Raw genomic sequence first — 21,233 nt, 5'->3', positions numbered from 1 at the left:
GAGAAAGGGTGGGGCGGCGCGCACGCCGCCCGCATCACTGTTTGGTGCCTTCCAGCTCTTCCTGACGCTGGCGGCGGATCGCGTTCTTCGAGATCAGCGAGGTGGTGATCACCCCGGTTGCCACGATCCCGATCATGATGGTCGAGAGCGCGTTGATCTCGGGCGAGACCCCAAGGCGCACCGCCGAGAAGATCTTGATCGGAAGCGTGGTCGAGGACGGGCCAGACGCGAAGGAGGCGATCACCAGATCGTCGAGCGAGAGCGTGAAGGCCAGCAGCCAGCCCGAGATCACCGCCGGGGTGATGATCGGCAGGGTGACCGATTTGAACGCGTCGAAGGGCGAGCAGCCCAGATCCAGCGCCGCCTCTTCGAGCGAGCGGTCAAACGTCATCAGGCGCGACGACACGACCACCGAGACGTAGCACATCGAGAAGGTCGTATGTGCCAGCACGATGGTGAAGATGCCACGATCGAGGCCAATGGCGATGAACAGCAGCAAGAGCGACAGACCGGTGATCACCTCGGGCATCACCAGCGGCGCGTAGATCATGCCCGAGAACAGCGTCCGGCCAAAGAAGCGCCCGCCGCGCACCATCACATAGGCGGCCATCGTGCCCAGTACCGTCGCCGCGGTCGAGGACATCACGCCAACGCGCAGCGTCACCCAAGCGGCGTCGAGGAACTGCTGGTTGTGCAGCAACTCGCCATACCACTTGGTCGAGAACCCGGCCCAGACCGTCACCAGCTTCGAGGAGTTGAAGCTGTAGATGATCAGGATCAGCATCGGCAGGTAGAGGAAGGCAAACCCCAACGTCAGCGAGGTGACGTTGAACCAACTCATGCGACGGTTCATCGGCCGGCCTCCTCTTGTCTTTCCTGGTTGCGCTGGAACAGCATGATCGGGATCACGAGGATCATCAGCAGCACAACCGCCACCGCAGCGGCCACCGGCCAGTCACGGTTCGAGAAGAACTCTTCCCACAGCACCTTGCCGATCATCAGCGTCTGCGAGCCGCCCAGAAGCGAGGGGATCACGAATTCGCCAAGCGCCGGGATGAACACAAGGAAGCATCCGGCGATCATGCCCGGGCGCGACAGCGGCAGGGTGACCAGCCAGAAGGCTTTCCCGCGCGAGCAGCCCAGATCGACCGCGGCCTCGATCAGCGAGCCGTCCATCTTCTCAAGCGTGGCGTAGATCGGCAGGATCATGAAGGGCAGGTAGGTGTAGACGATACCGATATAGACCGCCGTCGGGGTGTTCATGATCTGCAGCGGTTCCGAAATCAGTCCGGTCCAGAGCAGGAACTGGTTCAGCAGCCCTTCGTTGGCGATGATCCCCACCCAGGAATAGACGCGGATCAGGAACGAGGTCCAGAACGGCAAGATCACCAGCATCATCAGCGTGGGGCGCCATTCATCCGGCGCCTGCGCCATAGCATAGGCAATCGGGTAGCCCACCAGCAGCGTCAGGAAGGTCGAGATCGACGCAATCTGGAGCGAGCTGAGATAGGACTTCCAGTAAAGGCTGTCCTCGGTCAGGAAGACGAAGTTCTCGAAGTCCAGCTCCGAGAAGAACTCCTTGATCCCGGTCCAGCCGGCCGAAAGGTCCAGCACCGGCCAGTAAGGCGGGATCGCGATGGCCGTATCCGAGAGCGCGATTTTCACCACGATCAGGAAGGGCACCAGGAAGAACCCCATGAGCCACAGGTAGGGGACAAGGATCAGGGTGAGGCGACGCAGGTTCATGGCTTACCTCGTCAATACGACGCCGGCAGTGTCGGTCCAGCTCAGCCAGACCTCGTCCTCCCAGGTGAAGTCACGGCGCGACAGGCGACGCGCGTTGGTCATCTGCGCCGAGATCATCTGCCCGGTCTCCAGCTCGACACGGTAGGTCGAGATGTTCCCCAGATAGGCGATGTCATGGACCTTGCCGCGGATCCGGTTGGCGCGCGTCGGATCGGGCTCGCGGCCGACGTGAATTTTCTCGGGGCGGATCGCGAAGAAGACCTTCTGGCCCGCAGTGACCGGCTCGCCGATGGTGGCGTGGATCGGCTCGACGCCCTCCGCGAAGGCGATGTCCACCTTGCCGTCCCCCATGGGCGCTGCCGCACCCTCGATAATGTTCACCTCGCCGATGAAATCCGCGACATAGACCGAGTTCGGCGTCTCGTAGATACCGGCCGGAGTGGCGACCTGCACGAGCTTGCCGTGATCCATGACGGCCACGCGGGTCGCGACCGTCATCGCCTCTTCCTGGTCGTGGGTCACGATCACGAAGGTAGTGCCGGTCTTTTCCTGAATGTCCATCAGTTCGAACTGCGTCTCCTGGCGCAGCTTCTTGTCGAGCGCCCCGAGCGGCTCATCGAGCAGCAGCAGCTTCGGCGCCTTGGCCAGCGAGCGTGCCAACGCCACGCGCTGACGCTGACCGCCCGATATCTGGTGCGGTTTGCGCTTGGCGAATTGCTCCAGCCGGGTCAGACGCAGCATCGCTTGGACGCGATCGCCGATCTGCTCCTGGGGCATGTCCGACCGCTTGAGGCCGAACGCGATGTTGTCCCAGACCGTCAGATGCGGAAACAGCGCATAGCTTTGGAACATCATGTTGACGGGCCGCTTGTTCGGCGGGATCGGCGCGACATCCACATCGTCCAGCCAGATATTGCCCATCGTAGGGTCTTCGAAGCCCGCCAGCATCCGCATCAGCGTGGTCTTGCCGCAGCCCGATGGGCCAAGCAGCGCAAAGAACTCGCCACGATAGATATCAAGATTGAGGTTGTCCACGGCGGTGAAGGTGCCGAATTTCTTCGTCACGCCCTCGAAACGGATCAACGGTGCCTGATTGGGATCTTCCCAAGGGGCAAAGACTTTCTGGGGATTGGCTTCGGCCATCACGCCCTCGACTGGCTACGGAGAGGTTTGAGAAAACGAGAACCGCGCCCGGGCAGTGCCAGGGCGCGGTCTTGTCGGGTCTGACTCAGGTGCCCGACTTGATCTTGGTCCAAAGGCGGGTGACGGTGCGCTGCACCTTCGGATCGGGGGCGGTGGTGGTGTAGAGGTTCTCCATCGTCGCCTCGTCCGGGTAGATCGCCGGATCGCCGATCACGTCCTCGACCAGGAAGTCCTGCGAGGCCTTGTTGCCGTTCGCGTAGTAGACGTAGTTCGAGGCAGCGGCCATGTTCTCCGCGTCCATGATGAAGTTCAGGAACTTCAGCGCGCCTTCGGGGTTCGGCGCATCGGCGGGAATGGCCATCTGGTCGAACCACATCAGGGCGCCCTCTTTCGGCGCGTTATAGGCGATCTCGACGCCGTTATCGGCCTCAGCGGCGCGATCGCGCGCCTGCAAGATGTCACCCGACCAGCCGAAGGCCACGCAGATCTCGCCGTTGGCGAGCGCGTTGATGTATTCCGAGCTGTGGAACTTCGAGATGTAGGGTTGCACGGCGACCAGCAGCGGCTCGACCTTGGCAATGGCTTCGGGATCCTTGCTGTCCGGGTCTTCGCCGATGTATTTCAGCGCCGCCGGGAGGATCTCGGCCGGAGCATCAAGGAACATGACGCCGCAGGACGCCAGCTTTTCCATGTTCTCGGGTTTGAAGACCAGATCGAGCGAGTTGATCGGTGCATCCTCGCCCAGCACTTCCTTGACCTTGCCGACGTTCACGCCAAGGCCGGTGGTGCCCCACATGTAGTTGATCGAATATTCGTTGCCGGGGTCGTATTTTGCGGTACGGTCCTTGATCAGGTCCCACAGGTTCGCCGAGTTCGGCATTTTCGAGAAGTCGAGTTTCTGGAACACGCCAGCCTGGATCTGGCGCTCAAGGAAGGAGCCGGTCGGAACGACGACGTCATAGCCCGAGCCACCCGCGAGCAGCTTCGTCTCAAGAACCTCGTTCGAGTCGAACACGTCGTAAATCAGATCGATGCCGGTCTCGGCCTCGAATTTTTCAAGCAGCGCCTCGTCGATGTAGTCGGACCAGTTGTAGACCCGCACCTCCTCGGCCAGGGCCGAACCACCCGCGAGGGTCAGGGCGGCAAGCGGAAGCCAGATAGTCTTCATGTCAGAGTTTCCCTATTGGATTTCGGTTGCGTTTGTTGTTTTCTCTAGTTTGATCAAATTGTGTGCGGCGGCGCAACGAATTTTTTTTTTCCTTGGCATGGCCGCAAGCCAAGGGCATCCTTCTGGCAACGTCAAGGAGTAATGAAATTTTGAACGCCGAGCTGCAAAAACAGCCAGCGCATGAAAGCGTTTATCGCGGAATGCGGACTATGATCCTCGGCGGCGATTTCGCTCCGGGGCAAGCCGTCACGATCCAGGGACTCGTCGAGTTGCTCGGCGCTGGCATGACACCGGTGCGCGAGGCGATCCGGCGTTTGATCTCGGAAGGGGCGTTACAGTTCCAGGGGAATCGGCGCGTTTCGGTGCCCGAACTGACCCTGTCGCAGATAGATGAGATCCTCTATGCCCGGACCGCGCTTGAGCCGGAACTGGCCCGACGCGCCGCGCAGAAGATAACGGCGGCACATATACATGAGTTGCGCAGCATCGACGACGCGTTGAATGCGGCCATCGCGCGGGGGGATGTGAAGGCGTACCTACTGCAAAACTATCGCTTCCATATGACGCTTTATTCGGTCGCCGAGGCCGGTGTTCTGCTGCCCCTCGTGCAGGCGCTCTGGCTGCGCTCGGCGCCGTCGTTGCGGGTAATGTGCGGGCGGTTCGGAACCCAGAACCTGCCCGACATGCATATCGAGGCGCTTGACGCGCTGAGGGCCGGCGACGGCGAGGCCGCGGCGGAGGCGATCCGTCAGGATATCGCGCAGGGTCTTGAGAACGTACGCGCCGTTCTGGTCGGTGACTGAGGCGAAATCCAAAATATGATCAAATCGTCTTGACGGCTTAAATTTTGATCATATTGTGAATTGCAGGCGCTGTGACATGCCCCGCTTTTCGTCCGGGTCGGGGCCGAGTCGCAGCACAGATCCCATCGCGCCCAGCCGAGAGATACTCACATGATCGAAAATCACCTGCCGACTGCCGAACTTCAGGCGCTTGACGCTGCCCACCACATGCACCCGTTCACCGATGGCGATGCGCTCAACAAGAAGGGCGCGCGGATCATTACCCGCGCCAAGGGTGTCTGGCTGACCGATTCCGAGGGGAACGAGATCCTTGACGGCATGGCCGGCCTGTGGTGCATGAATATTGGCTATGGCCGCGAAGAGCTGGCCGAGGTGGCCGCGCGCCAGATGCGCCAACTGCCTTTCTACAATACGTTTTTCCAGACCTCGCATATCCCTGCGATCGCGCTGGCCAAGAAGCTGGCGGAACTCGCGCCGGGCAATCTGAATCACGTGTTCTTCAACGGCTCGGGCTCGGATTCGAACGACACCAACATCCGCATGGTGCGCCACTACTGGAACGTGAAAGAGCAGCCCGAGCGCACGGTCATCATCTCGCGCTGGAACGGTTATCACGGCTCGACCATCGGCGCGGCTTCGCTTGGCGGGATGAAGGGGATGCACAAGCAGGGTGGCCTGCCGATCCCGGATATCGTCCATATCGACCAGCCCGACTGGTGGAGCGAGGGCGGCGACATGACGCCCGAGGAATTCGGCCTCGCCCGCGCGCAGGAGCTTGAGGCGAAGATCCTCGAAGTCGGGCCCGAAAAGGTCGCGGCCTTCATCGGCGAGCCGATCCAGGGTGCGGGCGGCGTGATCGTGGCCCCCGAGACCTACTGGCCCGAAATCCAGCGCATCGTGAAGAAATACGGCATCCTGTTGATCGCCGACGAGGTGATCTGCGGGTTCGGCCGCACCGGCAACTGGTTTGGTTGCCAGACCCTCGGGATCGAGCCCGACATCATGACCGTCGCGAAGGGCCTGACCTCGGGCTACATCCCAATGGGTGCGTCGATCGTCTCGGACGAGGTGGCCAAGGTCATCAACGCGGGTGACGAATTCGCGCATGGCTACACCTATTCGGGCCACCCGGTCGCCGCCGCCGTTGCGCTGGAGAACCTGCGCATCCTCGAAGAGGACGGCGTCATCGACCGCGTTCGCTCGGAAATCGCGCCCTATCTGAAGGCCAAGTGGGAAAGCCTGTCCGACCACCCGATGGTGGGCGAGGCCAAGATCGTCGGCATGATGGGCTCGATCGCGCTGACGCCGAACAAGGCCAAGCGCGCGGCTTTCGCCGCCAAGTCGGGCACCATCGGCCTGATCACGCGCGAACGCTGCTTTGCCAACAACCTGGTGATGCGCCACGTCGGCGACCGGATGATCATTTCGCCGCCGCTGACCATCACCAAGGCCGAGATTGACGAGCTGATGGTGCGGGCGCGCAAATCGCTCGACGAGGCCTACGAGAAGATCAAGGCCGAGGGCCTGTGGCAGGAACAGGCTGCAGAGTGATCGACTTGACAGGGGCGCCTTCGGGCGCCCTTCTCATGTCAGACCGGAGGTACACATGACCCAATTCAACGCTGCGCTCGAAGAGCGGCTTATCCGCTATGCGGCCGTGGACACCCAAAGCGACGAGTCGAGCAGCACGTCGCCCTCGACCGCGATCCAGCTGGATCTGGCGCGGATGCTTGAGGCCGAACTGATCCGGATCGGGGCTCAGGATGTGCGCATCACCGAGTATGGCGCGGTGCTGGCCAGCATTCCCGGCACGGTCGGGGGTGGTCCGGTGATCGGCCTGCTGGCCCATATGGATACCGCGCCCGCCTATAATGCGACGGGTGTGAAGCCGCGCGTGATTCGCGGCTATAACGGCGGCGAGATCACCTTTCCCGACGCGCCCAATCTGCGCCTGACGCCCGAGGCCGCGCCCTATCTGGCCGAGAAGGTGGGGCATGACATCATCACCGCCTCGGGCACCACGCTTCTTGGCGCCGATGACAAGGCGGGCATCGCCATCCTGATGACCATGGCCGAGCAGTTGCTCGCGGATGCCTCGATCCCACATGGCACGCTGCGCATCGCCTTCACGCCCGACGAGGAAATCGGTCATGGCGTCGATGCGCGGATGCCCGCCGATCTTGGGGCGGACTTTGCCTATACGCTCGATGGCGGCGCGGTCGGCGAGATCGAATACGAGACCTTCTCGGCCGATGGTGCCAAGGTGAAGGTCGTGGGCGTCTCGACCCATCCGGGGACGGCCAAGGGCAAGATGGTCAACGCGTTGCACCTGGCGGCAAAGATTATCGAGATGCTGCCGCAGGCTACCGAAACCCCCGAGGTCACCGACGGGCGCGACGGTTTTTGGCACATCACCAACATGGGCGGCACGGCTGCGGAATGCGAAATGTCGATCATCTTGCGCGATTTCGAGCGCGACGGGCTGGCCGCGCGCGGCGAGATGTTGCGCAAGGTCTGCGAGGCCGTCGCCGCGACCGAGCCCCGCGCCACGATCACCTGTGAGATCAAGCCTCAATACCGCAACATGCGCTACTGGCTGGAAAACGACATGACCCCCGTCGAGCTGGCCCGTGCCGCCTGCCGCGCGGAGGGGATCGAGCCGCTCTCGGTTCCGATCCGCGGCGGCACCGATGGTTCGCGCCTGACGGAGATGGGCGTGCCATGCCCCAACATCTTCACCGGGATGCAGGAGATCCACGGGCCGCTCGAATGGATCTCGGTGCAGGACATGGCGGTCGCGACCCGCGTCTGCCTGCGTCTTGTGCGCGATGCGGTGCGGCAGGGCTAAGGCGGGCCGCGACACTCTGATGTGAGCGGAATGCCCTGTAACTTGAAGGCTATTTGGATGCTGATTCTTCCGATGGTGTCTTGAACAAGGCGCCGGGCCAGCATGGCTGAGGCTGTTCTATAAGCCTTTGAGCGGCGGTCCGGGCGGCCGCCGTACTCTGTCTGCGGACATGCAACTGCGCGATCCTCCTGCCAGCGCCGGGACGCAACCGTATGCGGCCGCCCGTCCTGAGCCCATGTGCGCGGGGCGCGGGCTGATGAGCGATTTCCCCGGAGCACATTGGCGCGGGCAGAGGGGGGCTTGCAGCCGCCCCAAGGCTTGCCCATGATCCGGGCCGAACGGGGGCGGCATGAGCTTGGATGAGGACAGCGAGAGCGGTGGGCAGACCAGCCCCGAGCGTGCCTATCTTCAGGCCAGCACGAAAGCCCATCGCAGGCGTTTCGCTCAGGTGCTGACCCCGCCCGATTGCGCCGCCGCGATGGCCGATTGGGTCGGCGGAAAAGATCCAAAAACCCTTTTAGATCCGGCATTTGGGACAGGTATCCTTGCGCGCGCCGTGGTCGCCCGGCAGCCCGGCATTGCCGTCACGGGCTATGAGCTCGACGCGCAGATCGCTGCCGCTGGCCGGTCAGCTTGCGCAGGCATGAACCTGACGCTGCACGAAGCCAGCTTTTTCGAGGCACCGCTCGACGAGCGCTTTGACGCGATTATCGCCAACCCGCCTTTTCTGCGCCCCGGCGCCGGAACCGCCCTGCGCGCGCAGGTGCGCGCAACGGCCGAGCACTTCGGAATTGCGCTGTCGGGGCTGACGAATGCCTATGTTCTTTTCCTGTTCGAGGCGCTTGCGCGGCTGGCGCCGGGCGGACGGGCGGCGTTTCTGCTGCCCGCAGAATGGGCCAATGCCAATACCTCTGGGCAGCTTAAAGAACATCTCGTAAGGGGCGGATACCTAAGAGAAATCATTCAGTTCTGTGCCTATCGTCCGGTGTTCGAGAAAACCCTGACTACGGCGTCTTTGGTGCTGCTGGAGGCGCCAGCGCACGTCGAACCGATCCCGGCGGAAATCCGTGCGACCTTCGTGCCCGCCGATGCCCGGCTGCCTTCGCGCGCTGGCCCTTTGCCGCCCGGCGTCACGCAGCGGTGGGTTACGCCAGAGGCGCTGCTGGCCGCCCCGAAATGGGACGAGTTGATCCGCGACGATGAAGCGCCGATCCCGCCGGGGTTCGTGCCGCTCTCGGCGCTGGCTACCACGCGGCGCGGGATCGCCACCGGGGCCAACGGTTTCTTTCATCTGAGCCGCGAACGCGCGACGGAGATTGGGTTGCGTGCGAGCCAATGCCTGCCCTGTGTCGCGAAATCGGCGGATGTGCCATCGCTTATATTCGGGCCTGCGGAATTCAAATCGCTTATCAGGGCCGGTCGCCCGACCCAGTTCTTCGCGCCAACCAAATCCTTGACCGAGGCCGAGGCCTCCTATGTCGCGCAGGGTGAGGCCGAGGGGTTGCACAACCGCTTTCTGACGCGCAACCGCAGGCCTTGGTATGCGCCCGAGCGGCTCTACCGTGCGCCGATCTGGGCCGCGACCTTCGGGCGCGGGCAGATGCGCTTCATCCTGAACACCGCGGAGGTCTGGCAGTTGACCGCATTCCACGGCATCTTCCCTTTGCAGGACGATCCGGCCCGCTCCAAGGCGCTTGTGGCCTGCCTCAACAGCGCGCCGGTGCAGGCGCTGATGCGTGGAAGGATGCGGATTTACGCGCGCGGATTGCAAAAGGTCGAGCCGCGCGATCTGTTGGAGATCCCGGTGCCCGACCTGCGTGCGGTCTCTGCGGCGCGGATCGCGGCACTCGGGGCGGCGCTGGAGGCGCTGAACGACGGAAAAAGCGGGGCGGACGACGCTCTGACCCGGTTGGTGATGGAGGCCGCGCAGGACGCGGCAAGCGGAGGAGCGAGCGATGAAACTGTTGCGTTGGGGTGAGGCCGGGGCCGAAAAGCCAGGGATGCTGGATGAGGCCGGGGCGATGCGCGATCTGTCCTCGGTCGTGGGGGATATTTCGGGCGATGTGTTGTCCGACAAGGGGCTGGCGGCGCTGCGCGCGCTCGATCCCGCGACGCTGCCGAAGGTGCCCGAGGGCGCCCGGATCGGGGCGCCGGTTGCGGGCGTGGGCAAGATGATCGCCATTGGCCTCAACTACGCCGATCACGCCGCCGAAGCCGGGATGCAGGCTCCGCCCGAGCCCGTGGTCTTCATGAAGGCCACCAGCGCGATCTGCGGGCCCAATGACGCGACCGAAAAGCCGCGCGGGTCGGAAAAGCTCGACTGGGAGGTGGAGCTGGCCTTCGTCATCGGCAAGCGCGCGAAATATGTGACAAAGGACGAGGCGCTAGATCATGTTGCGGGCTACATGTTGTGCAATGATGTGTCCGAGCGCGGGTTCCAGACCGAGCGTTCGGGCCAATGGGTGAAGGGCAAGAGCCATGACACTTTCGCGCCGATCGGCCCCTGGCTGGTGACGCGCGACCAGGTGGCCGACCCGCAGGCGCTGCCGATGTGGCTGAGCGTGAACGGGCAGGGGATGCAGAAGGGCTCGACCGCGACGATGGTTTACGGTGTCGCTTACCTCGTCAGCTATCTCAGCCAGTTTATGACGCTAGAGCCCGGCGACATCATCACCACCGGCACCCCGCCCGGCGTGGGCATGGGGCTGAAGCCGCCGCGTTTCCTGAATGTCGGCGATGTGGTCGAACTTGGCATCGAGGGGCTTGGCGCGCAGCGGCAGGAGATTGTCGCGGCCTGACACAAGGGGCGCGCCCATCCGCCATCGCCAGATGTTCTCCCCGCGAGCGTTTCGCTGGCGGCTATGCGGCCATGACCGGAGCGGGTAGCGCACCCCTTGCCGCGTCCTCCGAAATCGCCCAAACCGGGGCCAAAGGAAAGGGTTCGGTATGAGCGAGACGCAGGCGCAACCGGGGATCGGGTTCAAGGGCTATGCCTCGCTGGTGCTGCCGCCGCTGTTCTGGGCGGGGAATTTCATCGTCGCGCGGGCCTCGCGCGGGGAGTTGCCGCCGATGGGCCTTTCGTTCGGGCGGTGGGCGATTGCGCTTTTGTGCCTGCTGCCCTTCGCATGGCCCTATATGCGGCGTGACTTCGCGCTTTACCGTCAGCACTGGCTGCGGATCGTGGGGCTGGCGGTGCCGGGGGTCGTGGCGTTCAACGCGCTCGTCTATCTGGGGCTGCAATCGACCACGGCGACGAACGGGATGCTGCTCAATTCTACGATCCCGCTGTTGATCCTGGCGCTCGGCGCGCTGTTCTGGGGGCAGCATTTGCGCGGCGCACAGATTGCGGGTCTGGTGATCTCGACGCTCGGGGTGGCGAGCATCGTTCTGCATGGCGACTGGTCTCGGCTGATCGCGCTTGAGTTTTCGCGCGGGGATCTGATCATCTTCACGGCGATGGTGTGCTGGGCGGTCTATACACTGATGCTGAAATCCTTCCCGCCCGAGGTGAACCGGCTTGGCCTGCTGGCGGTGCAGATCGCCATCGCGCTGGTCTTTCTTGCGCCGCTCTGGGGGTGGGAGCTGTCGCAGGGCCGCGCGCCGGTCTGGACGGGGGCCTCGGTTTTCGCGCTGATCTATGTGGGCGTGGTGCCCTCGGTGCTGGCCTATATCCTTTACATGCGCGCGGTGGTGATCGCGGGGCCAGCGCGGGCAGGGCAGGCGATCCACCTGCTGCCGCTTTACGGTGCGGTGCTGTCCACGATTTTCCTGGGCGAGCAGCTGCACATGTATCACGCCATCGGTTTCGGCGCGATCCTTGCGGGGATCCTGGTCGCAAGCCGGGGTTAAGGGCGGCTTAGTTCGCGTAGATCAGGAAGGCGATCCCCAACACCGCGATCAGGCTGGCCACGCGGAGCCAGGCCGGAAAACTGCCGCGGGCAAGGTAGCCCGGCAGCCACAGAAGCGCGCAGGCAAGGACGGCGTAACGCAGCAGCGGCAGCCACACCGAGGCCAACTCGCGCCGCAGCGGGGCGCCCGCCCAGATGTCGCCAATCGCGCCGGTCAGCACGATGCCAACCGCGATACCGATGACGAAGACCATCCCCTCGGCCAACACGTCGGTGATCTGCACGAAGATCGGGTTGCGCGGCAGGCCAAGCGCCAGCAGGCACCACAGGCCCGCGAAGGCGGCCAGAAGCTCGGTTCCGAGCATCGCGCGGGGCAGCTCGATCCAGGCGCGGGCCGAGCCGGGCGCGCCATGGCCGGTGACCAGCGGCAGCGCATCGGCGGCAAAAAGCGTCAGCAGATAGGCCGCGATACCGGCCAGAACGATCAGCCCGGCCTGGGAGACGACCTCTTGCAAAAGGATCAGGAAGCGTGCCATCGGTGTCCTCGGTCTGTTTCAACCTGCTTAGGCCAGAGCGGCGGGCAGGGCAATTCGCCTCGGCACAAACGAGCCCTTGCATCGCCCGCCCAATCGCCTATAACGCGCGGACTTCCGTATTCGTATGAACCGGCGGAGCCTCTCGTGGTGGGTCGCGGAAGTTTCAGACCCCACCTATGAAGCCGCCTGAGCAAAACAGGAGCACACATGCCGCTTTACGAGCATGTCCTCATCGCGCGTCAGGACCTGTCCAACGCGCAGGCCGAAGGCCTTGTCGAACACTTCTCGACCGTCCTCGCGGACAACGGCGGTAAAGTCGTTGAGAGCGAGTACTGGGGCGTGAAGACCATGGCCTACAAGATCAACAAGAACCGCAAGGGCCACTACGCCTACCTGCGCACCAACGCCCCGTCGGCGGCCGTGCAGGAAATGGAGCGTCTGGCCCGCCTGCACGACGACGTCATGCGCGTTCTGACCGTCAAGGTCGAAGCGCACGAGGAAGGCCCCTCGGTGCAGATGCAGAAGCGCGACGACCGTGAAGGCCGTCCCGAGCGCGGCGAACGCCGCGAGCGCCGTTGATCCGAGGAGCATAACCCATGGCGAACAAACCGTTTTTCCGTCGTCGCAAGGTGTGCCCGTTCTCGGGTGAAAACGCGCCGAAAATCGACTACAAAGATGTGCGTCTGCTGCAGCGCTACATCTCCGAGCGTGGCAAGATCGTGCCCGCCCGCATCACCGCCGTTTCGGCCAAGAAGCAGCGTGAACTCGCCCGTGCCATCAAGCGCGCGCGTTTCCTCGCCCTGCTGCCCTACGCCGTGAAGTAAGGAGCCAGACCCATGCAAGTCATCCTTCTGGAACGTGTGGCCAAGCTTGGCCAGATGGGCGAGGTCGTGAACGTCAAGGACGGCTACGCCCGCAACTTCCTGCTGCCGCAGGGCAAGGCGCTGCGCGCCAACGAAGCCAACATCGCTTCGTTCGAGACCCGCAAGGCCCAGCTCGAAGCCCGCAACCTGGAAACCAAGAAAGAGGCCGACGCTCTGGCCGCGAAACTTGGTGGCCAGCAGTTCATCGTGATTCGCTCGGCTTCGGACGCCGGCGCGCTCTACGGCTCGGTCACCCCGCGTGACGCCGCCGAGGCCGCCACCGCCGCCGGCTTCTCGGTGGACAAGAAGCAGGTTGCTCTCAAAGCTCCGATCAAGGACCTCGGCCTGCACGAAGTGCACGTTGTCCTGCACCCGGAAGTCGACGTGACCATCGTTCTGAACGTTGCGCGTTCGGCCGAAGAAGCCGAGCTGCAAGCTTCGGGCAAGTCGATCCAGGAACTCGCTGCCGAGGCCGAAGCCGAAGCCGAATTCGAGATCGCGGAACTCTTCGACGAAGTCGGCGCTGCCGCTGGCGACGAAGAATAATCAACCTTACAGCGCAAGCTGCGAGCCGCGCCCCATCGGGGCGCGGTTTTCGTTTGTGTCAGCCTTGGCTGTGATGGTCGCAGGTGACGTTCGGATTGAACGGCGTCAGCGTCCCGGCCGGGTTCTCGCGGAACAACCAGACGTGCTGGTCGTAATGCGGCATGAAGCCATGCGCCTCGTCGCCCGCCGTGTCGGCATTGTCGGCCATGTGATCCCACATGCGGCCGTTGATCATCGGCGGACCGTCATGCCCCGCTGCTTTCCAGGCCGCCTCGAAGACTAGGTTCTCGATGCCAACCAGCTCGAGACTGCCGTCGGCCTGCGGCTCATAAAGCAGGATCGCCGGTTTCATGAAGTCGGTATGGGTGCTCATGCCGTCAACGCGCGGCTCGGCCCCGGTGATCTGCAGGGCCGCCGGATTGAGATAGTGGATCCCCATTCCGCCCCATTCGGCAGGCAGCCCCTCGGCCGCAGCCGAAACGCAATGGCCCGAAGGGTCGGGGATGAAGCCCTCGGCGAGGGCTACGTTCACATCCTTGTATTTCTCGGTCGCGGCCCTGAGCGCGTCGAGATCGTAGTCATCTGCCAAAGCAGAGAATGGCGTGGCCAGCACAATGGCCAGAACGGTACTGGTGATCCTGTTCGCAGACATCAGAATATCCTCCCTCTCCCGGGCGGCGTTTCGTGCCGCCATGCCGATCAGTCTGCGCCTTTGGCCGAGTCGCGGCAATGCCGTGGGGAACAGCAGGTTAGGCCCTGCCACAAATGAAAAAACCGCCCCGAAGGGCGGTTCTTCCGTTTCCCGGTGGGGAAATCTTACATCTCGTCCAGGGCTTCGATGGCCTTCTGGAGGTCTTCTTTCGAGACTTCCTTGTCGGCCACTTCGGCGCCGCTGACGACGTAGTCGACAACCTTGTCTTCGAAGATCGGCGCGCGCAGCTGCTGTTGCATCTGCGGGTTCTGTTGCACGAACTCGAAGAAGGCGCGTTCCTGGCCCGGATACTGGCGCGCCTGGTTCAGCACGGCCTGGGTGAACTCGGCGTCGGTGACCTCGATCTCCTGCTTGCGGCCAAGTTCGGCCAGCAGCAGACCCAGGCGCACGCGGCGCTCGGCCAGTTTCTTGTGCTCATCGGTCGGTTCGATCGAGCCGTGGTTGTGGTCGTGAACCTCGGGGTTCTCTTCGTGCCACAGCTGGTGCGCGATCGAGGCGGCCTCGGCATCGACCAGCGACGGGGGCAGGTCGAACTTGACGGCGGCGTCGAGCTGGTCGAGCAGACCGCGCTTGAGAACCGCGCGGGCGGCGCCGACATACTCAGCCTCGAGACGCTCGGCGATCTGGCCTTTCAGCGCAGCGAGATCCTCGGCGCCGAATTTCTTGGCCAGCTCGTCGTCGATCTCGGCCTCTTTCGGGCCGCGGACTTCCTTGACGGTGCACTTGAACAGGGCTTCCTTGCCAGCGAGATGCGCCGCGCCGTACTGCTCGGGGAAGCTCACCTTGACTTCGACGGCTTCCTCTTCCTTGGCGCCGACGAGTTGATCCTCGAAGCCGGGGATGAACGAGCCCGAGCCGAGCACGAGCGGGTAGTCCTCGCCCTTGCCGCCTTCGAAGGCCTCACCGTCCACGAAACCTTCGAAGTCGATCACGACCTGATCGCCGTCCTTGGCTTTCGAGCCCTTGCGGCGCTTTTCGAAGTTCTGCGCGGTCTTGGCGAGGTTCGCCAGCGCCTCGGTCACGGCGTCGTCGCCGGCCTTGACGACCATGCGCTCAAGCTTGATGCCCGACAGATCGACCTCCGGGATCGCCGGCAGGGCTTCGTAGGCCACGGTCACGACGACGTCGTTGCCCGGCTTCCAGCTATCGCCGCCTTCCATTTCGATCTTCGGCTGCATCGCGGGGCGATCGCCGGACTTCTCGAAATGCTCCGACATCGCGCCATCGACGGCTTCCTGCATCGCGTCGCCCAGAACGCGGTCGCCGAAGGTCTTGCGCAGCATCGCCAGCGGAACCTTGCCCTTGCGGAAGCCCTTCATCTCGACTTCGGGTTGGGCTTCGAGAAGCTTCGCGGTGACTTTCTCGTCGAGTTCAGCAGCGGTGATGGTGATCGTGTAGCCGCGCTTGAGGCCTTCGTTGAGGGTCTCGGTGACCTGCATGGGGTTTCCTCTGTGTCTAAGGCCGCGCGTTGGCGCGGCCATGTCCGTCAATTTCAGCCGCCCTTCTATTGATCGCGGGCCTTGGTGGCAAGGTGAAAAGGCGCGATCCGGCACCCATTGCGCGAGGCGGCTGTGCCTGCAAGGGCACAGCGGCGGATTGCCACGCGTGCAAGGGGATGATCCCTCTCGATTTGCGCTCCGATGCCTTTAAGAATAGCGAGCAGACAGGCGCGTTTCGTCAATTCGGAGTGCAGATTGGAACCGACCACCGCCGCCGGGCTTTTCGGCGAGATCACCGTTTCGGCGTTCACCCTTTGGCAAGTCCTGCTGCTGCTTGGCCTGACCCCGCCTCTGGCAATCTGGGCGGGGCATACGCTTGGGCGTCGGCGGCGCACGCGGTTGCTGGCCGAGGGTATGGGCGTCGAGCCGTTCCTCAGCGATGCCACGCTTGGCGCCTTCATGGCGCTGCTTGGTTTGCTGCTGGCATTCACCTTCGGCAATGCGCTGACGGTGGCCCAGTCGATCAAGGGTTCGATCACCGATGAGGCCGCCGTGATCGGCACGGCCTTCTTGCGCGCGGATTACCTTGAAGAGCCCGTTCGCACCGAGTTGCAGGTGGCGCTGCTGGAGTATGGGCGCTCGCGCGTTGTGCCGAAGGGCACTTCGACCACCAAGATCGCCGACGTTCATGCCTTCGTCGATCGCAGCCTTCAGGCGCAGGCGAAGCTATGGCCGCTGACGCTAAAAGGCACGCAAGACCCGTTCCCGGCGCCGCTGAAGGGCTTCGTGGCGGGGGCGGTCAACGATGTGCTTGATGCGCATCTTTATCGGATGGCGACGCTGTCGGTGCCGCTTGCCAGCTTCATGCAGCTGGTCGTCTATCTGTCGATCATGGTGTCGCTGTTCCTGTTGGGAAACAACGTGGGCATGGTCGGCAACCCGATGACATGGCGGTTGTTCTCGCTCGCGCTGTTCATGGCCACGACAATGTATTGCGTGATCGACATCCGGCGCGGCAACGAGGGGCTTTTGCGCGTGGATGACGCGCCGCTGCGTGCGACTGTCTTCGACATGGAACAGGCCCTGAAGGGCCGGATCTGACGCGCATCGCGCGGAAAGATGTCGGGATTGCAAAGTGGTGCGGGTGAAGGGACTCGAACCCCCACGCCAAAGGCGCCAGAACCTAAATCTGGTGCGTCTACCAGTTCCGCCACACCCGCAACGCGCGCCTTTTAGCAAGACCGCGCGGCGCAGGGTAGGGGCCTTGCGAAAAATCTTTTGCGCCGCTCAGAGACCCAGATCGCGGAAGACTTGCGGCAGCATTTCTGGGAGATCTTCGGCGATCAGCCCTGGGCCGAAGGCGCGCGCGGCGGCGGCGTGAAGCCAGGCGCCGCTCGCCGCAGCCTCGAACGGCGCAAAGCCCCGCGCCATCAGCCCTGCGATGATTCCGGCCAGCACATCGCCCGAGCCCGCCGTGGCAAGCCAGGGCGCTGCATTCGCTCCGGTGGCCGCGTGCAGCGCCGCGCGACCGCTTGGGTCGGCGATGACGGTATCGGGGCCCTTGAGCAGCACCACGCAGCCCGCGCGGGCTGCGGCCGTGCGCGCCGCCTCGATCTTGGAATAGGCGGGCGCATGTAGCCGCTCCACCAGATCGGGGAAGAGGCGGCGGAATTCGCCCATATGCGGGGTCAGGACGACCTTGTCATGCAACTGCCCGAACAGCAGGGGCGGGTCTTCGGCAAATGCGCTGAGGGCATCGGCGTCAAGCACGGTGGCGCGGCGGCCCCACAGGGCGGCGGGCACCAGATCCTGCGCGCGCGATTGGCCAAGGCCGGGGCCGAGGCAGAGCGCATTCAGGCGCGCGTCCTGCAAGAGGCCGCGCAGGCTGTAGCCGTCGGGCAGGGCGGTCAGCATGATCGCATTGAGCTGCGCGGCGTGCTCGGCGATGGCGGGTTGCGGCGCGGCGATGGTGACGAGCCCGGTGCCCACGCGCAGCGCGGCCCGCGCCGCCAGACGCGCGGCGCCGCCCTTGCCTGCGCCACCCGAGAGCACAAGCGCATGGCCATGGCCGTATTTATGCCTCTGCGCGCTCTTGCCAAGAAAGACCGCCGGGCGCGCGACAAGCTGAACCGAGTCCGGCGCGGGATCTTGCGGCAGGCCTATGTCCACGACGGCGACCTGCCCGCAGCAGGCCGCGCGCCCCTCAGGCAAGCCTGCGGGTTCAAGGTAGTGCCCCCATTTCGCGCGATGGAACGAAACGCTCAGGTCGGCCCAGAACGCGCCCCCGAGATTGGCGCCGGAATCCGCGCTGATGCCGCTTGGGATATCGACGGCGACGACGCGTGGGCGGGCGGAGGGCGTGCGATGCCGAAGGGTGTCGAGGGCACGCGATGTGTGTGTCGTCTCGGGCGGCATGGGGCGGGTCAGGCCGGTGCCGAATACGCCATCCACCACAAGGCCCGAGGTCATCGCGCCAAGCCTATCCCCGATCTGCCGATCGTCCCAGGGATGCACCGGGCCTGTCTTTAGCCAGCGGTCATGATTGGTGCGCGCGTCGGGGGGCAGGCGGGCGGGATCGCCCAGAAGGTAAAGCGCGATTGCCCATCCGCGCTGATGCAGCAGGCGTGCAATGACGAAACCGTCCCCGCCATTGTTGCCCGGCCCGCACAGGATCACCGCCGTTGAGGGGCTCAGATCAGGGAAGGCGGTGGCGATCTGCGCAACAACGCCAGCCCCGGCGCGTTCCATAAGCTCAAGACCGGTGACGGCGCCGCTGGCGATGGCTTGCTGCTCGATGCCGCGCATTTGGGCGCTGCTCAGAATTTCACTCATGCGATCGCTCTAATTGTTTTCATTCTGCTGCAACTTCACGCTAACTGCACAAAAATTGGGCAATGCATGCCGAATTCCCGACCCTCGGGACACCCCGCCAAGCTAGCCGATTGCGGGCCCTTGTGGAAAGTGGTCAGAGGGTCTCGGCAAGACCTGATGGGGGGAGTCGACTACATGAAAAAGGTTGAAGCGATCATCAAGCCCTTCAAGCTGGATGAGGTGAAAGAAGCACTTCAGGAAGCGGGGATCCAGGGGCTTTCTGTGATCGAGGTGAAGGGCTTCGGCCGTCAGAAGGGCCATACCGAGCTCTACCGTGGCGCCGAATATGTCGTGGACTTTCTGCCCAAAGTGAAAATCGAGATGGTCCTGCCCGATGAGCTGGTCGATGCAGCTATCGAGGCCATCGTCTCGGCCGCCCGGACCGAGAAAATCGGCGACGGCAAGATCTTCATTTCGCCTGTCGAACAGGCCATCCGCATCCGCACCGGCGAAACCGGCGACGACGCGGTCTGAGAATTCATACGAATACGGGCCTGCCGGGGCCCGGTAAACCCATGCTCAACGAAAGGGTAAGTAGCAATGAGCGCAGTTAAAAAAGCTCTCGACCTGATGAAGGCGGAAGACGTTGAATACGTCGACGTCCGCTTCACCGACCCGCGCGGCAAACTGCAGCACGTGACGCTGATCGCCGACCTGGTCGACGAAGACTTCTTCGAAGAAGGCTTCATGTTCGACGGTTCGTCGATCGCTGGCTGGAAATCGATCGACCAGTCCGACATGAAGCTGATCCCGGATGCCTCGTCGGTCTATATCGACCCCTTCTACGCCGAAAAGACCCTGTGCGTGCACTGCGTCGTCGTCGAGCCGGATACCGGCGAGGCCTATGACCGCTGCCCGCGTCAGGTCGCCCTCAAGGCTGAGGCCTACCTGAAGTCCTCGGGTATCGGTGACACCGCCTATTTCGGGCCGGAAGCTGAATTCTTCATCTTCGACGACGTGCGCTACTCGGTCACCCCGGCCAAAGTGTCGTACCAGATCGACGCGGAAGCCGCCGCCTGGAACACCGACGCCGCTATCGAGATGGGCAACCTTGCTCACCGTGCCGGCCACAAGGGCGGCTACTTCCCGGTGAACCCGGTCGACGAAGCCCAGGACCTGCGTGGCGAGATGCTCTCGACCATGAAGCGCATGGGCATCAAGGTCGACAAGCACCACCACGAAGTGGCGACCTGTCAGCACGAACTCGGCATGATCTTCGGTGGTCTGGTCGAGCAGGCCGACAACATCCAGAAGTACAAGTACGTGATCCACAACGTGGCCCACGCCTACGGCAAGACCGTGACCTTCATGCCGAAGCCCATGAAGGGCGACAACGGCTCGGGTATGCACGTGAACATGTCGATCTGGAAAGACGGCAAGCCGCTGTTCGCGGGTGACAAGTATGCTGACCTGTCGCAGGAAGCGCTGTGGTTCATCGGTGGCATTCTCAAGCACGCCAAGACCCTGAACGCCTTCAGCAACCCCTCGACCAACTCGTACAAGCGACTGATCCCGGGCTTCGAAGCCCCGGTTCTGCGCGCCTACTCGGCCCGCAACCGCTCGGGTTGCGTCCGTATTCCGTGGACCGAGTCGCCGAAGGCCAAGCGCGTCGAAGCCCGTTTCCCCGATCCGGCTGCGAACCCCTATCTGTGCTTTGCGGCACTGATGATGGCTGGTCTCGACGGCATCAAGAACAAGATCGATCCGGGCCCGGCTTCGGACAAGGACCTCTACGACCTGCCGCCGGAAGAACTGGCCGCGATCCCGACCGTCTGCGGCTCGCTGCGTGAAGCGCTCGAGTCGCTGGAAGCGGATCACGACTTCCTGCTCGCGGGCGACGTGTTCACCAAAGGCCTCATCGAGGGCTACATGTCGCTGAAGTGGGAAGAAGTTTACGCTTACGAGCACACCCCCCACCCGGTCGAGTACCAGATGTACTACTCCTGCTAAGGGGCTGGAAAATCAACGGAAAGGGCGCCCGGACGGGCGCCCTTTTTGCTTTCTGCGGGTCGGTCTGGCGCGAACGTGATCTGCGTCTGCGCACAGACTCTGTGGGGGCGTGTGGAATTGAGACGGGGGCCTGTGGTGGGCATCTTCACCGCTGAAATCGCCATGACAGGAGTACCCCCCGCGATGAAATCCGTTCTGCTTGCCGCCGGCCTTGCCTTTGGTCTTGCCTCCGCCGTCGCTGCGGCACCCGCGACCTACACCCTCGACCCGAGCCACAGCCAGATCGTGTTCGACTACACGCACCTGGGGTTCTCGACCACGACGGGCATGTTCTCGGGCTTTGAAGGCACGATCCAGTTCGATGCGGAAGACCCGGCGGCCTCGTCGGTTGAAGTGAGCTTCCCGACCGCCTCGCTCTTCACCGGCTGGGATGCGCGCACGCAGCACTTCCTGACCGAGGACTTCTTCGGCGCCGAAGCGAGCCCGGAGATCTCGTTCAAATCGACCGGAATCGAGGTGACCGGCGAGAAGACCGGCAAGATCACCGGCGATCTGACCATCAACGGCGTGACCAAGCCGGTCGTGCTGGATGCCGAGATGACCCAGATGGGCGAGCACCCGATGGAAAAGAAGCCGTGGGTCGGCTTCAACGCCACCACCGAGATCAAGCGCTCGGACTTCGACATGGGCATGTTTGCGCCCTACGTCTCGGATGAGGTTCAGATCGCGATCTCGATCGAGGCCATGAAGGTGGAATAAG

At 63.6% G+C, this 21,233-nt stretch carries 21 protein-coding genes and 1 tRNA gene; 13 read left to right on the top strand and 9 right to left on the bottom strand.

Annotated features, from left to right (window positions below; all coding sequences use genetic code 11):
• Positions 1-34: 34 nt before the first annotated feature.
• The 4 genes from KTQ37_RS04175 to KTQ37_RS04160 all read right to left on the bottom strand — a co-directional run bounded on the left by KTQ37_RS04175 (position 35) and on the right by KTQ37_RS04160 (position 4,057).
• A complete protein-coding gene (locus KTQ37_RS04175) occupies positions 35-853 on the bottom strand; it encodes an ABC transporter permease (RefSeq protein WP_218629212.1) in 819 nt (272 codons plus the stop codon).
• Positions 850-1,740: an ABC transporter permease subunit gene (locus tag KTQ37_RS04170; protein WP_218629433.1), complete on the bottom strand. Its 891-nt coding sequence runs from the start codon at positions 1,738-1,740 to the stop codon at positions 850-852. Before KTQ37_RS04170 ends, KTQ37_RS04175 begins: the two co-directional genes overlap by 4 nt.
• A 9-nt stretch (positions 1,741-1,749) precedes the next feature.
• On the bottom strand, positions 1,750-2,889 hold the full coding sequence (locus KTQ37_RS04165) for an ABC transporter ATP-binding protein (protein ID WP_218629211.1): 1,140 nt from the start codon (positions 2,887-2,889) through the stop codon (positions 1,750-1,752).
• 85 nt (positions 2,890-2,974) lie between these two features.
• Entirely contained in the window at positions 2,975-4,057 is a 1,083-nt protein-coding gene (locus tag KTQ37_RS04160; protein ID WP_218629210.1) for a polyamine ABC transporter substrate-binding protein, read from the bottom strand.
• 62 nt (positions 4,058-4,119) lie between these two features.
• Between KTQ37_RS04160 and KTQ37_RS04155 the strand changes: the two genes are divergently transcribed.
• The 6 genes from KTQ37_RS04155 (at position 4,120) to KTQ37_RS04130 (ending at position 11,557) form a co-directional block, all read left to right on the top strand.
• Positions 4,120-4,860: a GntR family transcriptional regulator gene (locus tag KTQ37_RS04155; RefSeq protein ID WP_328799688.1), complete on the top strand. Its 741-nt coding sequence runs from the start codon at positions 4,120-4,122 to the stop codon at positions 4,858-4,860.
• Between the two features lie 150 nt (positions 4,861-5,010).
• Positions 5,011-6,411, top strand: a complete 1,401-nt coding sequence (locus tag KTQ37_RS04150; RefSeq protein WP_218629209.1) for an aspartate aminotransferase family protein — start codon at positions 5,011-5,013, stop codon at positions 6,409-6,411.
• Positions 6,412-6,466: 55 nt separating this feature from the next.
• Complete coding sequence (gene pepT / locus KTQ37_RS04145) at positions 6,467-7,708, top strand: peptidase T (RefSeq protein ID WP_218629208.1); 1,242 nt, start codon at positions 6,467-6,469, stop codon at positions 7,706-7,708.
• A 349-nt stretch (positions 7,709-8,057) separates the two neighbouring features.
• A complete protein-coding gene (locus tag KTQ37_RS04140; protein WP_218629207.1) occupies positions 8,058-9,686 on the top strand; it encodes an Eco57I restriction-modification methylase domain-containing protein in 1,629 nt (542 codons plus the stop codon).
• Positions 9,664-10,506, top strand: coding sequence for a fumarylacetoacetate hydrolase family protein (locus KTQ37_RS04135; protein ID WP_218629206.1), 843 nt, complete (start codon positions 9,664-9,666; stop codon positions 10,504-10,506). The genes KTQ37_RS04140 and KTQ37_RS04135 overlap by 23 nt, the downstream gene beginning before the upstream one ends.
• Before the next feature lie 148 nt (positions 10,507-10,654).
• Positions 10,655-11,557 carry a DMT family transporter gene (locus tag KTQ37_RS04130; protein WP_218629205.1) on the top strand — a complete coding sequence of 301 codons (903 nt, stop codon included), beginning with the start codon at positions 10,655-10,657 and terminating at the stop codon, positions 11,555-11,557.
• Positions 11,558-11,564: 7 nt separating this feature from the next.
• Here KTQ37_RS04130 and KTQ37_RS04125 read toward each other — a convergent pair whose 3' ends face one another.
• A complete protein-coding gene (locus KTQ37_RS04125) occupies positions 11,565-12,092 on the bottom strand; it encodes a hypothetical protein (RefSeq protein ID WP_218629204.1) in 528 nt (175 codons plus the stop codon).
• Positions 12,093-12,299: 207 nt separating this feature from the next.
• Here KTQ37_RS04125 and rpsF point away from each other — a divergent pair, with 207 nt between their 5' ends.
• From rpsF to rplI, 3 genes are read left to right on the top strand one after another with little or no spacing between them, the layout of a single operon-like run.
• Positions 12,300-12,671, top strand: coding sequence for a 30S ribosomal protein S6 (gene rpsF / locus KTQ37_RS04120; RefSeq protein ID WP_218629203.1), 372 nt, complete (start codon positions 12,300-12,302; stop codon positions 12,669-12,671).
• A 17-nt stretch (positions 12,672-12,688) separates the two neighbouring features.
• A complete protein-coding gene (gene rpsR / locus KTQ37_RS04115; RefSeq protein ID WP_068765176.1) occupies positions 12,689-12,916 on the top strand; it encodes a 30S ribosomal protein S18 in 228 nt (75 codons plus the stop codon).
• A gap of 12 nt (positions 12,917-12,928) precedes the next feature.
• Positions 12,929-13,501 (top strand): 50S ribosomal protein L9, encoded by a 573-nt coding sequence (rplI, locus tag KTQ37_RS04110; protein WP_218629202.1) that lies wholly within the window; start codon positions 12,929-12,931, stop codon positions 13,499-13,501.
• A 58-nt stretch (positions 13,502-13,559) separates the two neighbouring features.
• On the opposite strand, the gene KTQ37_RS04105 is transcribed toward rplI, so the two are convergent.
• Together KTQ37_RS04105 and tig are read right to left on the bottom strand one after the other, a co-directional pair.
• A complete protein-coding gene (locus KTQ37_RS04105) occupies positions 13,560-14,153 on the bottom strand; it encodes a hypothetical protein (RefSeq protein ID WP_236021062.1) in 594 nt (197 codons plus the stop codon).
• Between the two features lie 164 nt (positions 14,154-14,317).
• Entirely contained in the window at positions 14,318-15,652 is a 1,335-nt protein-coding gene (tig, locus tag KTQ37_RS04100; RefSeq protein WP_218629201.1) for a trigger factor, read from the bottom strand.
• Between the two features lie 255 nt (positions 15,653-15,907).
• Between tig and KTQ37_RS04095 the strand changes: the two genes are divergently transcribed.
• A complete protein-coding gene (locus tag KTQ37_RS04095; RefSeq protein WP_218629200.1) occupies positions 15,908-16,753 on the top strand; it encodes a hypothetical protein in 846 nt (281 codons plus the stop codon).
• Positions 16,754-16,788: 35 nt separating this feature from the next.
• Here the strand turns inward: KTQ37_RS04095 and KTQ37_RS04090 are convergent.
• Together KTQ37_RS04090 and KTQ37_RS04085 are read right to left on the bottom strand one after the other, a co-directional pair.
• Positions 16,789-16,872 (bottom strand) — tRNA-Leu (locus KTQ37_RS04090).
• Positions 16,873-16,939: 67 nt separating this feature from the next.
• On the bottom strand, positions 16,940-18,484 hold the full coding sequence (locus KTQ37_RS04085) for an NAD(P)H-hydrate dehydratase (protein WP_218629199.1): 1,545 nt from the start codon (positions 18,482-18,484) through the stop codon (positions 16,940-16,942).
• A 174-nt stretch (positions 18,485-18,658) separates the two neighbouring features.
• On the opposite strand from KTQ37_RS04085, the gene KTQ37_RS04080 reads away from it, so the two are divergent.
• The 3 genes from KTQ37_RS04080 (at position 18,659) to KTQ37_RS04070 (ending at position 21,232) form a co-directional block, all read left to right on the top strand.
• Positions 18,659-18,997, top strand: coding sequence for a P-II family nitrogen regulator (locus KTQ37_RS04080; protein WP_218629198.1), 339 nt, complete (start codon positions 18,659-18,661; stop codon positions 18,995-18,997).
• Positions 18,998-19,063: 66 nt separating this feature from the next.
• Positions 19,064-20,473 (top strand): type I glutamate--ammonia ligase, encoded by a 1,410-nt coding sequence (gene glnA / locus KTQ37_RS04075; RefSeq protein ID WP_218629197.1) that lies wholly within the window; start codon positions 19,064-19,066, stop codon positions 20,471-20,473.
• Positions 20,474-20,656: 183 nt separating this feature from the next.
• On the top strand, positions 20,657-21,232 hold the full coding sequence (locus KTQ37_RS04070; RefSeq protein WP_218629430.1) for a YceI family protein: 576 nt from the start codon (positions 20,657-20,659) through the stop codon (positions 21,230-21,232).
• Position 21,233: the final 1 nt, after the last annotated feature.

The sequence above is a fragment of the Sedimentimonas flavescens genome (genome assembly GCF_019264375.1).
In the GTDB taxonomy this organism is placed as follows: domain Bacteria; phylum Pseudomonadota; class Alphaproteobacteria; order Rhodobacterales; family Rhodobacteraceae; genus Rhodobacter; species Rhodobacter flavescens.
This window is presented reverse-complemented; position numbering and strand designations above follow the sequence as displayed.

What these genes read in the sequence shown, in the direction of transcription:
- KTQ37_RS04175 (WP_218629212.1), bottom strand. Translation starts at nt 853, where the DNA reads ATGAACCGTCGCATGAGTTGGTTCAACGTCACCTCGCTGACGTTGGGG.
- KTQ37_RS04165 (WP_218629211.1), bottom strand. Translation starts at nt 2,889, where the DNA reads ATGGCCGAAGCCAATCCCCAGAAAGTCTTTGCCCCTTGGGAAGATCCC.
- KTQ37_RS04160 (WP_218629210.1), bottom strand. Translation starts at nt 4,057, where the DNA reads ATGAAGACTATCTGGCTTCCGCTTGCCGCCCTGACCCTCGCGGGTGGT.
- KTQ37_RS04150 (WP_218629209.1), top strand. Translation starts at nt 5,011, where the DNA reads ATGATCGAAAATCACCTGCCGACTGCCGAACTTCAGGCGCTTGACGCT.
- pepT (WP_218629208.1), top strand. Translation starts at nt 6,467, where the DNA reads ATGACCCAATTCAACGCTGCGCTCGAAGAGCGGCTTATCCGCTATGCG.
- KTQ37_RS04140 (WP_218629207.1), top strand. Translation starts at nt 8,058, where the DNA reads ATGAGCTTGGATGAGGACAGCGAGAGCGGTGGGCAGACCAGCCCCGAG.
- KTQ37_RS04135 (WP_218629206.1), top strand. Translation starts at nt 9,664, where the DNA reads ATGAAACTGTTGCGTTGGGGTGAGGCCGGGGCCGAAAAGCCAGGGATG.
- KTQ37_RS04130 (WP_218629205.1), top strand. Translation starts at nt 10,655, where the DNA reads ATGAGCGAGACGCAGGCGCAACCGGGGATCGGGTTCAAGGGCTATGCC.
- KTQ37_RS04125 (WP_218629204.1), bottom strand. Translation starts at nt 12,092, where the DNA reads ATGGCACGCTTCCTGATCCTTTTGCAAGAGGTCGTCTCCCAGGCCGGG.
- rpsF (WP_218629203.1), top strand. Translation starts at nt 12,300, where the DNA reads ATGCCGCTTTACGAGCATGTCCTCATCGCGCGTCAGGACCTGTCCAAC.
- rpsR (WP_068765176.1), top strand. Translation starts at nt 12,689, where the DNA reads ATGGCGAACAAACCGTTTTTCCGTCGTCGCAAGGTGTGCCCGTTCTCG.
- rplI (WP_218629202.1), top strand. Translation starts at nt 12,929, where the DNA reads ATGCAAGTCATCCTTCTGGAACGTGTGGCCAAGCTTGGCCAGATGGGC.
- KTQ37_RS04105 (WP_236021062.1), bottom strand. Translation starts at nt 14,153, where the DNA reads ATGTCTGCGAACAGGATCACCAGTACCGTTCTGGCCATTGTGCTGGCC.
- tig (WP_218629201.1), bottom strand. Translation starts at nt 15,652, where the DNA reads ATGCAGGTCACCGAGACCCTCAACGAAGGCCTCAAGCGCGGCTACACG.
- KTQ37_RS04085 (WP_218629199.1), bottom strand. Translation starts at nt 18,484, where the DNA reads ATGAGTGAAATTCTGAGCAGCGCCCAAATGCGCGGCATCGAGCAGCAA.
- KTQ37_RS04080 (WP_218629198.1), top strand. Translation starts at nt 18,659, where the DNA reads ATGAAAAAGGTTGAAGCGATCATCAAGCCCTTCAAGCTGGATGAGGTG.
- glnA (WP_218629197.1), top strand. Translation starts at nt 19,064, where the DNA reads ATGAGCGCAGTTAAAAAAGCTCTCGACCTGATGAAGGCGGAAGACGTT.
- KTQ37_RS04070 (WP_218629430.1), top strand. Translation starts at nt 20,657, where the DNA reads ATGAAATCCGTTCTGCTTGCCGCCGGCCTTGCCTTTGGTCTTGCCTCC.